This window comes from Mesorhizobium sp. WSM4983 (assembly GCF_029625765.1).
In the GTDB taxonomy this organism is placed as follows: domain Bacteria; phylum Pseudomonadota; class Alphaproteobacteria; order Rhizobiales; family Rhizobiaceae; genus Mesorhizobium.
On record NZ_JARTVM010000014.1, the window covers coordinates 85,745 to 99,756 of the forward strand.

Here is a 14,012-nt window from a genome sequence, read left to right on the forward strand (position 1 = left end):
CCATGACCCAGCAGGCTGTTCTCACCGCGCGCGGTCTAACCAAGCGCTACGGCCGCGTGACCGCGCTCAACAACTGCGACTTCGATCTCTACCCGGGTGAAATCCTGGCCGTGATCGGCGACAACGGCGCCGGCAAGTCGACGCTCATCAAGGCGATCTCCGGCGCCGTGCATCCCGATGAAGGGGTGATTGAGCTGGACGGCAAGCAGGTCCAGTTCAAATCGCCCATCGAGGCCCGCGAGGCGGGGATCGAGACCGTCTACCAGAACCTGGCATTGTCGCCGGCGCTGTCGATCGCCGACAACATGTTTCTCGGCCGCGAGATCCGCAAACCGGGTCCGCTCGGCAGCTGGTTCCGCATGCTGGATCGTCCGGCGATGGAAAAGCGCGCCCGCGACAAGCTGACCGAACTCGGCCTGATGACCATCCAGAACATCAGCCAGGCGGTGGAGACGCTTTCGGGCGGCCAGCGCCAAGGCGTCGCCGTGGCTCGCGCCGCCGCCTTCGGATCGAAGGTGGTGATCATGGACGAACCGACGGCGGCGCTCGGTGTCAAGGAAAGTCGCCGCGTCCTCGAGTTGATCCTCGACGTCAAGAAGCGCGGCCTGCCGATCGTGCTCATCTCGCACAACATGCCGCATGTCTTCGAGGTTGCGGATCGCATCCACATCCACCGGCTTGGACGGCGGCTGTGCGTCGTCGATCCGAAGCAGATTTCGATGTCGGATGCCGTCGCGCTCATGACCGGCGCCAAGAAGCCGCCGGAGGACGCGCTGGCGGCCTGATTTCCGTCCACCATAGCAATTAGCCGCAGGTGCATCGGATGGACACTCCGTCCTAAATCGATTTAACATTATATGCTGCAGTGCGGCAAACTGGGGTAGGAGAAACGGTGAAAGCCGCTATGATCAGGCCAACCGAACGAGAGGCGATATGAAACCCGCCATGACGATCGAAGCCCCCGCTCTCGACCACCCCGATCCCAGGGCGCTCGCCGAAGAAGTCTTGATGTCGCTCAAATACCGGGTCGGCAAGGACACCACCGTCGCAACGCCCTACGACTGGCTGACCGCCTCGATCAAGGTGGTGCGCGACCGCGTCGTCGATCACTGGATCCAGGCGACCAAGGAAGCCTACGACCAGCAGGAAAAGCGCGTCTACTATCTCTCGCTCGAATTCCTCATCGGGCGCCTGATGCGCGACGCCTTCTCCAATCTCGGCCTGATGGAGAACATGCGCGAGGCGCTGGCATCGCTCGGCGTGGATCTCGACCTCATCGCCGGCCTCGAACCGGACGCAGCCCTCGGCAATGGCGGTCTCGGCCGGCTCGCCGCCTGCTTCATGGAAAGCATGGCAACGGTCGATATTCCCGCCCACGGCTACGGCATCCGCTACGCCAACGGCATGTTCCGGCAGGAGATTCATGACGGCTGGCAGGTCGAGCTGCCGGAAACCTGGCTCGACCATGGCAACCCATGGGAGTTCGAGCGGCGCGAACGTTCCTTCGAGGTCGGCTTCGGCGGTTCGGTGGAATCGATCACCTCAAAGGACGGCCGCCTGGAGCGCCATGTCTGGAGGCCCAACGAGCATGTGCTGGCGGTCGCCTATGACACGCCGGTCGCGGGCTGGCGCGCCAAGCGGGTCAACACGCTGCGGCTGTGGTCCGGCATGCCGATCGACCCGATTCTGCTCGACAAGTTCAATGCCGGCGACCACATCGGCGCGCTCGCCGAAAGCAACAAGGCCGACGCGCTGTCGCGCGTTCTCTATCCGGCCGACTCGCACATGGCCGGGCAGGAGCTCCGGCTGCGCCAGGAATATTTCTTCTCGACTGCTTCGCTGCAGGACATCGTCCAGCGCCACCTCAGCCAGTACGGCGACCTGAAGTCGCTGCCCGACAAGGCCGCGATCCACCTGAACGACACCCATCCGGCCGTCGCCGTGCCGGAGCTGATGCGGCTTCTGATGGACGTTCACGGCATGGATTTCGACCTTGCCTGGGACATCACCAAGCGTACCTTCGCCTACACAAACCACACGTTGCTGCCGGAGGCGTTGGAAAGCTGGCCGGTGCCGCTGTTCGAGCGTCTGTTGCCGCGCCACATGCAGGTCGTCTACGCCATCAATGCCCAGGTTCTCCTGGAGGCGCGGGCCACCGGAAAATTCTCGGGCGAGCAGATCGCCCGCATCTCGCTGATCCAGGAAAATGGCGACCGCCGCGTGCGCATGGGCAATCTCGCTTTCGTCGGCTCGCATTCGATCAACGGCGTCTCGGCGCTGCACACCGATCTGATGAAGGAGACGGTGTTTGCCGATCTCCACAAGCTCTATCCCGACCGCATCAACAACAAGACCAACGGCATCACTCCCAGGCGCTGGCTGATCCAGTGCAATCCGGGCCTGACCGCGCTTGCCCGCGAAGCGATCGGGAACCGCTTCATGGACGACATCGAAGCGATCAAGGATCTCGATCCTCTTGCCGGCGACTCCGCTTTCCGCGAGAAGTTTGCCGCCGTGAAGCGCCAGAACAAGGTGAGGCTTGCAAACCTAGTCGCCGACCGGCTCGGCATCAGGCTCGATCCTTCAGCGCTGTTCGACATCCAGGTCAAGCGCATCCACGAATACAAGCGCCAATTGCTCAACATTCTGGAGGCGATCGCGCTCTACGACCAGATCCGCTCGCATCCCGAGCGGGACTGGATGCCGCGGGTTAAATTCTTCGGCGGCAAGGCGGCGCCGAGCTACCACAACGCCAAGCTCATCATCAAACTGGCCAACGACGTCGCCCGGGTGATCAACGGCGATCCCTCGACGCGCGGCCTGCTCAAGGTTGTGTTCGTGCCGAACTACAATGTCAGCCTCGCCGAGGTGATGATGCCGGCGGCCGATCTTTCCGAGCAGATCTCGACCGCCGGCATGGAGGCTTCCGGCACCGGCAACATGAAGTTTGCCCTCAACGGCGCCTTGACCATCGGCACGCTCGACGGCGCCAATGTCGAGATCAAGGAGCGCGTCGGCGACGACAACATCTTCATCTTCGGCCTCACCACCGCCGAGGTCGCCGAACGCCGCGACAACGGCTACAATCCGCGCGGCGTGATCGCGTCCTCGCCGGAGTTGTCGCAGGCGGTGTCGGCGATCTCCTCCGGCGTCTTCTCGCCTGACGATCCCAACCGCTACCGCGACCTAATGAACGGCCTTTATCAGAGCGACTGGTTCATGGTGGCGGCCGATTTCGACTCCTACGCCGCCTGCCAGCGCGAGGTCGACGATGTTTGGCGCAACAGTCCCGACTGGTACGCGCGCGCCATCCGCAATGTCGCCCGCGTCGGCTGGTTCTCGTCCGATCGCACCATTCGCCAATACGCGAAAGAAATCTGGAACGTACCTGTCTGATGTGATTGCATGAGGCCGCCGACAACGTGGACGTGCATGTCGCCCAAAAGTGCCTAGCCGTTTTGGGCCAACATATGCACAAACCAGAATAGTTCCCAGGGAGGGACGCCGCCTGATGAGGAAGCCGCGCGCGACCGCTGCACCAAGCGGGCCGGACGGACTGGCGCCAGCCGGCGATGTCGCGGCCATTGTCGCCGGAACGCATGGCGATCCCTTTGCAATTCTGGGTGTGCACGCGGCCGGCAAGGGCTTTGTCGCCCGCTGCTTCGTGCCCAATGCCGAATTCGTCACCGCCTATACGCTCACCGGCAAGGAAGCCGGGGAACTCGTGCGCAGCAACGATACCGGCTTCTTCGAGGGCAAGCTGTCGATCCGCAAGCGTCAGCCGCTGCGCTATCACGCGAGGAATGCCGGCGGCGACTGGTGGCTGACCGACCCTTATTCCTTCGGCCCGGTGCTAGGCCCGATGGACGACTACTACATGGCGGAGGGCTCGCACCTGAGGCTCTTCGACAAGCTCGGCGCCCATATCATCGAGCATGAAAGCGCCACCGGCGTGCATTTCGCGGTATGGGCGCCCAACGCCCGGCGCGTCTCGGTGGTCGGCGCCTTCAACGACTGGGACGGCCGCCGGCACACCATGCGCGACCGCAAGGACACCGGCATATGGGAGCTGTTCATTCCGGACCTCGGCGCCGGCCAGCCTTACAAGTTCGAGATCATCGGTCCCGACGGCGTGCGCCTGCCCCTCAAGGCCGATCCGTTCGCCTTCGAGTCCGAGCTGCGCCCGGCGACCGCTTCGGTGACGGCGCCGCCGATGGCGCATCAATGGGGCGACGAGGCGCATCGCAGCTTCTGGCAAAAGGCCGATCCGCGGCGCGAGGCGATCTCGATCTACGAGGTCCATGCCGGCTCGTGGCAGCGCCGCGATGACGGCACCTTTCTCACCTGGGACGAGCTCGCCGCGCAGCTGATTCCCTACGTGGTCGAAACCGGCTTCACCCATATCGAGTTTCTGCCGATCTCGGAGCACCCCTACGATCCGTCATGGGGCTACCAGACCACCGGCCTTTATGCGCCGACCGCGCGCTTCGGCGATCCCGACGGCTTCGCCCGCTTCGTCGACGGTGCGCATCGTGCCGGCGTCGGCGTCATCCTCGACTGGGTGCCGGCGCATTTCCCCGTCGACGAGCATGGGCTGGTGAAGTTCGACGGCACCGCGCTCTACGAGCATGCCGACCCGCGCCAGGGTTTTCACCCCGACTGGAATACCGCCATCTACAATTTCGGCCGCCGCGAGGTGGTGTCGTTCCTCGTCAACAACGCGCTGTTCTGGGCCGAAAAATACCATGTCGACGGTTTGCGCGTCGACGCTGTCGCCTCGATGCTCTACCTCGACTATTCGCGCAGGTCGGGCGAGTGGATTCCCAACGAGAAAGGTGGGCGCGAGAATTTGCAGGCGGTCAGCTTCCTGCAGAAGATGAACAAGGAGCTTTACGGCCATCATCCCGGGGTGATGACGATCGCCGAAGAATCGACCTCATGGCCGAAGGTATCGCAGCCGGTGCATGAAGGTGGACTCGGCTTCGGCTTCAAATGGAACATGGGCTTCATGCACGACACGCTGGAGTATTTCTCCAAGGAGCCGATCTACCGCAAGCACCATCACAACGACATCACCTTCGGCCTGGTCTACGCTTTTTCCGAGAATTTCGTGCTGCCGCTCTCTCATGACGAGGTCGTGCACGGCAAGGGCACGCTGCTCCACAAGATGGCAGGCGACGACTGGCAGAAATTCGCCACTCTGCGCGCTTACTACGCCTTCATGTGGGGTTATCCGGGCAAGAAGCTCCTGTTCATGGGCCAGGAATTCGCCCAGCGCCGCGAGTGGAGCGAGGAACGCGCGCTCGACTGGAATCTGCTGGAGCACGCCCCGCACCGCGGCGTCCGGCAGGCAGTGCGGGACTTGAACTACCTCTATCGTTCGCGCCCGGCGCTGCATGCGCGCGACTGCGAGCCGGAAGGCTTCTCCTGGCTGATCGTCGACGATCGCGACAATTCGGTCTTTGCCTGGCTGCGCAGCGCGCCGGACGGCAACCCGATCGCCGTCATTTCCAATTTCACGCCGGTACCGCGCGAGAACTATCGCGTGCCGCTGCCGAAGGCGGGCGAGTGGCGCGAGATCATCAACACTGACGCCGCCGAGTATGGCGGCTCCGGCATGGGCAATGGCGGCATGATCGTGGCGAGCGGGGAAGGGGGCGGCACGTCGGCGACGATGCTCTTGCCGCCGCTGTCGACGATCATGCTGGAATTCGTCGCGGATGAAGCAAAGGTCCGGACAGCTTAGGAGGGAGGCAAACGATGGCAGAGATCAAGAGAACCCAGCCGCTGGCGCGCGATGCCATGGCCTATGTGCTGGCCGGCGGCCGCGGCAGCCGCCTCAAGGAGCTGACCGACCGGCGCGCCAAGCCCGCCGTCTATTTCGGCGGCAAGACGCGCATCATCGATTTTGCGCTGTCCAATGCGCTCAACTCCGGCATTCGCCGTCTCGGCGTCGCCACCCAATACAAGGCGCACTCGCTGATCCGCCACCTGCAGCGTGGCTGGAACTTCCTGCGCCCCGAACGAAACGAGAGCTTCGACATCCTGCCCGCCTCGCAGCGCGTCTCGGAAACGCAGTGGTACGAGGGCACGGCGGATGCGGTCTACCAGAACATCGATATCATCGAGGCCTATGGCCCCGAATACATGGTCATCCTAGCCGGCGACCACATCTACAAGATGGATTACGAGCTGATGCTGCGCCAGCACGTCGATGCCGGCGCCGATGTCACCGTCGGCTGCCTCGAAGTGCCGCGCATGGAGGCGACCGGCTTCGGCGTCATGCATGTCGACAAGAAGGACACCATCATCTCCTTCATCGAGAAACCCGCCGACCCGCCCGGCATACCGGACAAGCCGGACCATGCGCTGGCCTCGATGGGCATCTATGTCTTCAAGACCAAGTTCCTGATGGAGCAGTTGCGCCGCGACGCGGCCGAGCCAGGATCCAGCCGCGACTTCGGCAAGGACATCATCCCCTACATCGTCCAGCACGGTAAGGCGATCGCCCACCGCTTCGCCAAATCCTGCGTCCGCTCCTCGCACGAGTCGGAGCCTTACTGGCGCGACGTCGGGACGGTGGACGCCTATTGGGAAGCCAATATCGACCTGACCGATGTCACGCCCGAACTCGATCTCTACGACCGGGATTGGCCGATCTGGACCTATGCCGAATTGAAGCCGCCGGCCAAATTCGTGCATGACGAGGACGGCCGTCGCGGCGAGGCGATCTCCTCGCTGGTGTCCGGCGACTGCATCGTTTCCGGCGCATCGCTGCGCCGCAGCCTGATCTTCACCGGCGCGCGCATCAATTCCTATGCGAAGCTCGAGGAAGTGGTGATGCTGCCCGACGTTCAGGTTGGGCGCAACGCGCGCCTCAAGCGCGTCGTCATCGACCATGGCGTCCACATACCGGAGGGGCTGGTGGTCGGCGAGGATGCGGCACTCGACGCCAAGCGCTTCCGCGTTTCGGAAAAGGGCATCTGCCTGATCACTCAGGATATGATCAACAAGCTGTCAACCTGATAGGGTTGATCGGCAAGTTGTCAGTCTGATCAACAAGCTGTCACTTTAGCCGTGGATCTTAGGCGCATGCAGGTTCTGTCCGTCACGCCCGAAATCTTCCCGCTGATCAAGACCGGCGGGCTTGCCGACGTGACCGGTGCCCTGCCGATCGCGCTCGCCAGCAAGGGCGTGGCGATGCGCACGCTCATCCCCGGCTACCCGGTGGTGATGGACGCTTTCAAGAAAAAGAAGGCCGTCTATCAGTACCCGCTGCTGCAGGGCGGCAAGGCTTCGGTTCACGCCGTCAAGATCGGCGAGCTCGAGCTCTTCGTGCTCGACGCGCCGCATCTTTTCGACCGCCAGGGCGGGCCCTATGGTACCGCCTCCGGCTCCGACTGGCCCGACAACTGGCGGCGCTTCGCGGCGCTGAGCCAGGTCGGCGGCGACATCGCCGGCGGCGCGATCTCCGGCTACCAGCCAGACCTCGTGCATGCCCATGACTGGCAGTCGGCAATGACGCTCGCCTATATGCGCTACGGCAATGCGATCGGCGTGCCGTCGCTGATCACCGTGCATAATCTTGCTTTTCAGGGACAGTTCGGCTCCGGCATTTTCGGCGAGCTCGGCCTGCCGGGCGTGGCGATGCAGCTCGATGGCGTCGAATATTATGGCGGCGTCGGCTTCCTCAAGGCCGGCCTGCAGGCCGCCTGGGCGATCACCACGGTGAGCCCGACCTACGCGCAGGAAATCCGCTCGCCGGAATTCGGCATGGGCCTCGACGGCCTGATCAACATGCGCGCCGTCGACCTCTACGGCATCGTCAATGGCATCGATGTCGACATCTGGAACCCGGCGACCGATAAGCACCTGGTCGCCAACTATTCGGCCGAGACGCTGGAAGCGCGCGACCTGAACCGCAAGGCCGTGGAGGACCGCTTCAGCCTCGAGCCTGACGACAGCCCGATCGTCTGCGTGGTCAGCCGTCTGACCTGGCAGAAGGGCATGGACATTTTGGCTGCCGTGGTCGACGGCGTCGTTCAGCGTGGGGCACGACTGGCGGTTCTGGGCTCGGGCGATGCCGGCCTCGAAGGCTCGCTGCTCGCCGCGGCCGCGCGGCATCGCGGCCGCGTCGGCGTCGTCATGGGCTATGACGAGGCGCTCTCCCACATCATGCAGGGCGGTTGCGACGCCATCGTCATCCCTTCACGCTTCGAGCCCTGCGGCCTGACCCAGCTCTATGGATTGCGCTATGGCTGCGTGCCGGTCGTCGCCCGCACCGGCGGCCTCGCCGATACGATCATCGACGCCAACGAGGCGGCACTTTCGGCCGGCGTCGCCACCGGTTTTCAATTCGCGCCGAACAATGGCGGCGCCCTCCTGCACGCCATCCGTCGCCTGGTTGAGGCGCATGCCAGACCCGCCGCCTGGGCCTCGATCCAGCGCCAGGGCATGAAGGCCGACGTTTCCTGGGACAAGAGCGCCGAGAAATATGTCGAACTCTATCGCTTGCTGCTTTCAAAAAGGGCTGCCTGAGGCATGATCAAAACCGTCCCTACCAAACCCTATACCGACCAGAAGCCCGGCACCTCCGGCCTGCGCAAGAAGGTGCCTGTCTTCCAGCAGGAGCACTATGCCGAGAACTTCATCCAGTCGATCTTCGACGCGCTGGAAGGTTTTCAGGGCAAGACGCTGGTGATCGGCGGCGACGGCCGTTTCTACAACCGCGAGGTCATCCAGACGGCCATCGCCATGGCCGCTGCGAACGGCTTCGGCAAGGTGATGGTCGGGCAGGGCGGCATCCTGTCGACGCCGGCCGCGTCCAACATCATCCGCAAATACAAGACCTTTGGCGGCATCATCCTGTCGGCCAGCCACAATCCGGGAGGCCCGCACGAGGACTTCGGCATCAAATACAATGCCGGCAACGGCGGCCCTGCGCCGGAGAAGATCACCGACGCGATCTTCGAAAAGTCCAAGACGATCTCGAGCTTCAAGATCGCCGACATCGGCACCGTCGACATCGACACGATCGGCACCTTCCAAGCCGGCGGCATGACGGTCGAGGTGTTCGACCCGGTCAAGGACTATGCCGAGCTGATGGAGAGCCTGTTCGACTTCGACGCCATCCGCGCGAATTTCAAATATGGCTTCCGCATGCGCTTCGACGCCATGCACGCGGTGACCGGCCCCTATGCCAAGGAGATCCTCGAGCGTAGGCTCGGCGCCCCGGCCGGGACCTGCCGCAATTTCAAGCCGCTGCCCGATTTCGGCGGCCATCACCCCGATCCGAACCTGGTCCATGCCAAACATCTCTATGACGAGATGATGGGGCCGGACGCGCCGGATTTCGGCGCCGCTTCCGACGGTGACGGCGACCGCAACCTGATCATCGGCAAGGGCATCTTCGTAACGCCCTCGGATTCTCTGGCGATGCTGGCCGCCAATGCGCATCTGGCGCCCGGCTACAAGGAAGGCCTGAAGGGCATCGCCCGCTCGATGCCGACCAGCGGAGCGGCCGATCGCGTCGCCGAGAAGCTCGGCGTCGGCATCTACGAGACGCCGACCGGCTGGAAGTTTTTCGGCAATCTGCTCGACGCCGGCATGGCGACGATCTGCGGCGAGGAAAGCGCCGGCACCGGTTCCAACCATGTGCGCGAGAAGGACGGGCTGTGGGCCGTGCTTCTGTGGCTCAACATCCTCGCTGTGCGGGGCGAGAGCTGCAAGGACATCGTCACCAAGCACTGGGAAAGCTACGGCCGCAACTATTATTCGCGCCACGACTATGAGGAGGTCGAGACAGACCGCGCCAACGCACTGGTCGACGAATTGCGCGCCAAGCTCGGCTCGCTGCCCGGCACCAGCGTGCGCGGCATGAAGATCGCCAGCGCCGACGACTTCGCCTATCACGACCCGGTCGACGGCTCGGTGAGCAAAAACCAGGGCATCAGGATCCTGTTCGAGGGCGGCTCGCGCGTCGTGTTCCGGCTCTCCGGCACCGGCACTTCCGGCGCCACGCTGCGCGTCTATATCGAGCGTTACGAGCCCGACAAGGCGAGGCATGACCTCGACACGCAGGACGCGCTCGCCGACCTCATCGCCGCCGCCGACGACATCGCCGGCATCAAGAGCCACACCGGTCGCAACAAGCCGAGCGTGATTACTTGAAAGTGGTGAGGATTTCCCCTTCTCCCCTTGTGGGAGAAGGTGGCCGAGCGAAGTTCGGACGGTTGAGGGGTGCTCCAGCTTGGCGCAAACCCGTGTCCAGAACATCGACGCCTCATTCCTTCCAACGCCCCTCATCCGTCTCGGCGCTGCGCGCCGATCCACCTTCTCCCACAAGGGGAGAAGGGGAGAGGCCCGCATGACCCTCGGCGCCAGCATCACTCCCGAAGGCATCCGCTTTGCCGTTTGCTCCTCATCGGCCAGACGTCTTTGGGTCTCGCTCTTCGACGACAGCGGCGCGCGCGAGATCGACCGGCTGGAACTCAACCCGGAAGGCGAGGGCGTGCATGCACTCCTTGTCCCCGGCCTTGGGAACGGCACGCGTTACGGTTTTCGCGCCGACGGCGACTATGCGCCGGAGCGCGGCCTCTGGTTCGATCCGAACAAGCTTCTCATCGATCCGTATGCCGTCGAGGTCGATCGTCCATGCCAATATCACTGGAGGCTGGCCGCCAAACGCAATGAAGGCGCCGACACTGCGCCGCTCATGCCGAAGGCAATTGCTCATTCCCTGCCCAAACCGCAGCCGCCCCAGCCGCCGCTGTTCCGGCCCGGCGGCCTGATTTACGAACTCAACGTCCGCTCCTTCACCAGGCTGCATCCGGACGTCCCTGACGTGCAGCGCGGCACCATCGCGGCGCTTGCCCATCCGGCTGTCGTCGAGCATCTGAAGCGTCTCGGCGTTTCCGCCGTCGAGTTGATGCCGATCACGGCCTCGATCGACGAGCGCCATTTGCCGCCGTTGGGGCTGAACAATGCCTGGGGCTACAACCCCGTCACCTTCATGGCGCTCGATCCCCGCCTGGCACCGGGCGGCCTGAGCGAATTGCGCGATACCGTCGCGGCGCTGAGTGAAGCGGGTATCGGCACGATCCTCGATCTCGTCTTCAACCACACCGGCGAAAGCGACCGGCTCGGGCCGACACTGTCGCTGCGCGGCCTCGACGCCCGGACCTATTACCGGCACATGCCGGACGGCCGACTGGCCAATGACACCGGCACCGGCAACACCGTCGCCTGCGACCACCCGGTCGTGCAGAGGCTGGTGCTCGACACGCTGCGCCATTTCGTCCGCCATGCCGGCGTCGACGGCTTCCGCTTCGATCTGGCGCCGGTGCTCGGCCGCGTTGACGGCACGTTCGATCCGGAGGCGCCGCTTCTCGAAGCCATCGCCGGCGACCCCATGCTCGCCGACCGCGTGCTGATCGCCGAGCCATGGGATATTGGCGCGACCGGCTACCAGCTCGGCAATTTCCGGCCGCCATACCTTGAATGGAACGACCGCTATCGCGATGACGTCCGGCGTTTTTGGCGCGGCGACACGGGCGCGATCGGCGCTTTAGCCACGCGGCTTGCCGGCTCCTCCGATGTCTTCGGCAGGGCGGGCCAGCCGGTGAGCCGCAGCGTCAATTTCATCGCCGCGCATGACGGCATGACGCTGGCCGACATCGTTGCCTATGAGAAGAAGCACAATGCGGCCAATGGCGAGCACAATCGCGACGGCCACAATGACAATCTGTCGTGGAACAACGGTGTCGAGGGCGAGACCGATGACGCCGAAATCGCCAAGGCCCGCTTCGGTGACCAGCGCGCGCTGCTTGCGACGCTCTTTGCCTCGCGCGGCACCATCCTGCTGACCGCCGGCGACGAGTTCGGCCGCACACAGAAGGGCAACAACAACGCCTATGCGCAGGACAACGCCATCACCTGGCTCGACTGGGCCGGCCGCGACCGGGCGCTGGAGCGGTACACAGCAGCGCTTGCGCAACTGCGCCGTGCCTTTCCGCCGTTATCCGACACGAATTTCCTGACCGGCAAAGCTGCAGACGGAATGGAAATCCCGGACGTCGAGTGGTTGACCGAAACCGGCGCACCGCTCGGCGAGGCCGACTGGACCGATCCCGGCCGTCACCGCCTCGTCATGATCCTCGGCGATAGCCAGCGCGGTCGCCTTGCCGTCATGGTCAATGGCGACCGCCGCCAATGCGTCTTCACCTTGCCGCCGCGAGATGGCTACGAGTGGCGTTCGGCGATCGACACGCAGGCGATCGACCTGGCGCGGCCGCTGCCCGGCCGCACCGTCAATTTCATGATCGAGCGCAGGGCGGCCGGAAACGCCCACGCCGGGAAGGGTTCGTGATGGCTGGTGGGAATGCCGAATGGTGGCGCGGCTGCGTGGTCTACCAGATCTATCCGCGCTCCTTCCAGGATACGACCGGCGACGGCAGCGGCGATCTCAAGGGGGTAACGTCGCGTCTTGCCCATGTCGCTTCGCTCGGCGTCGACGCCGTCTGGCTCTCGCCCTTCTTCAAGTCGCCGATGGCCGACATGGGCTATGACGTGTCGGACTATCGCGATGTCGATCCGATGTTCGGCACACTGGAGGATTTCGACGCGCTGGTCGCCGAGGCGCACCGGATCGGCCTCAAGCTCATCATCGACCAGGTGATCTCGCATTCGTCCGACAAGCACGAATGGTTTGTCGAGAGCCGCGCCAGCCGTGACAACGCCAAGGCGGACTGGTATGTCTGGGCCGACGCCAAGCCGGATGGCAGTGCGCCCAACAACTGGCAGTCGCTGTTCGGCGGGCCGGCCTGGGAGTGGGACGCCACCCGCCGGCAATACTACATGCACAATTTTCTCACCGCGCAGCCGGATCTGAATTTCCACAATCCGGAGGTGCAGGATGCGGTGCTTGACACCGTGCGCTTCTGGCTGGAGCGCGGCGTTGACGGGTTCCGGCTGGATACCGTGAACTACTATGTCCACGACCGCTGGCTGCGCGACAACCCGCCGCTGGCTTCAAGCGTCGCCGGCACCAACGTCGCCACCACCACCTACGCCTTCCAGGAGCATCTCTTCGACAAGACGCGCCCCGAGAATCTCGATTTCCTGAAGCGCTTCCGCGCGTTGCTCGACGAATATCCGGACCGTGCCGCCGTCGGCGAAGTGGGCGACGAGGAGCGCTCGCTGCAGACGCTCGCCGCCTACACCTCCGGCGGCGACAAATTGCAGATGTGCTACACTTTCGACCTGCTCGGCCCGCAATTCTCGGCCGCTCATGTGCGCGGCTGCGTCGAGGCGTTCGAGAACGCGGTTGCCGACGGCTGGGTCTGCTGGGCCTTCTCCAACCACGACGTCATGCGCCATGTCAGCCGCTGGACGCAGCCGGGCGAAAATCCTGATGCGGTAGCGAAATTCGCGATCGCGCTGCTGTCCTGCCTGCGCGGCTCGATCTGCCTCTACCAGGGCGAGGAGCTTGGGCTGGAGGAAGCCGAGCTTGCCTATGAGGACCTGCGCGATCCGCTGGGCGTCCGTTTTTGGCCGGGCGTGAAGGGCAGGGACGGCTGCCGCACCCCGATGGTGTGGGAGGCCGGGGCCGAAAATGGTGGCTTCTCCGCGGCCAAGCCCTGGCTGCCGGTACCGCCGTCGCATCGCGCCCGCGCGGTCGATGTGCAGGAGGGCGAGGGCGGTTCTGTCCTTGCCGCCTATCGCTCGATGCTGGCCTTGCGCAAGCGCCATCCGGCGCTGATCGCCGGCTCGATCCGGTTCCTAGGGGCGGAGGGCGATGTGCTTGCTTTCATCCGTCAGCGCGAAAACGAGAACTTGCTATGCGTCTTCAACTTCGCCGGTGAGCCGGCGAACTGGACGCTGCCGGCCGAGATCAGCGATGTCGAGATAACGGTTCTTGCCGTAGACGTCGCCGGCGTTCTTGGCGGTGTTCTCGGAGAAACTGCGCTGGCGCTGCCGCCTGTAGGGTACTTCGTCGGGAGAATTGGCTGACG

Annotated in this window: 8 protein-coding genes; all 8 read left to right on the top strand. The window is 64.2% G+C overall.

All coding sequences use genetic code 11. From position 1 onward, the window contains the following. The first annotated feature begins 2 nt into the window (after positions 1-2). The 8 genes from P9254_RS27055 (at position 3) to bglA (ending at position 14,010) form a co-directional block, all read left to right on the top strand. A complete protein-coding gene (locus tag P9254_RS27055) occupies positions 3-785 on the top strand; it encodes an ATP-binding cassette domain-containing protein (RefSeq protein WP_066997791.1) in 783 nt (260 codons plus the stop codon). A gap of 148 nt (positions 786-933) precedes the next feature. Continuing rightward, on the top strand, positions 934-3,396 hold the full coding sequence (locus P9254_RS27060) for a glycogen/starch/alpha-glucan phosphorylase (protein WP_278056154.1): 2,463 nt from the start codon (positions 934-936) through the stop codon (positions 3,394-3,396). Positions 3,397-3,511: 115 nt separating this feature from the next. Then, on the top strand, positions 3,512-5,746 hold the full coding sequence (gene glgB, locus P9254_RS27065) for a 1,4-alpha-glucan branching protein GlgB (RefSeq protein ID WP_278056156.1): 2,235 nt from the start codon (positions 3,512-3,514) through the stop codon (positions 5,744-5,746). 14 nt (positions 5,747-5,760) lie between these two features. After that, a complete protein-coding gene (gene glgC, locus P9254_RS27070) occupies positions 5,761-7,026 on the top strand; it encodes a glucose-1-phosphate adenylyltransferase (protein ID WP_067327922.1) in 1,266 nt (421 codons plus the stop codon). A 66-nt stretch (positions 7,027-7,092) separates the two neighbouring features. Continuing rightward, entirely contained in the window at positions 7,093-8,538 is a 1,446-nt protein-coding gene (gene glgA, locus P9254_RS27075; RefSeq protein WP_278056157.1) for a glycogen synthase GlgA, read from the top strand. A 3-nt stretch (positions 8,539-8,541) separates the two neighbouring features. Further along, positions 8,542-10,170: an alpha-D-glucose phosphate-specific phosphoglucomutase gene (locus tag P9254_RS27080; RefSeq protein ID WP_278056159.1), complete on the top strand. Its 1,629-nt coding sequence runs from the start codon at positions 8,542-8,544 to the stop codon at positions 10,168-10,170. Positions 10,171-10,366: 196 nt separating this feature from the next. Continuing rightward, positions 10,367-12,367, top strand: a complete 2,001-nt coding sequence (gene glgX / locus P9254_RS27085; protein ID WP_278056161.1) for a glycogen debranching protein GlgX — start codon at positions 10,367-10,369, stop codon at positions 12,365-12,367. Then, the gene (gene bglA / locus P9254_RS27090) at positions 12,367-14,010 is read left to right on the top strand and encodes a beta-galactosidase BglA (RefSeq protein WP_278056163.1); all 1,644 of its coding nucleotides are present in this window, start codon (positions 12,367-12,369) and stop codon (positions 14,008-14,010) included. Before glgX ends, bglA begins: the two co-directional genes overlap by 1 nt. Positions 14,011-14,012: the final 2 nt, after the last annotated feature.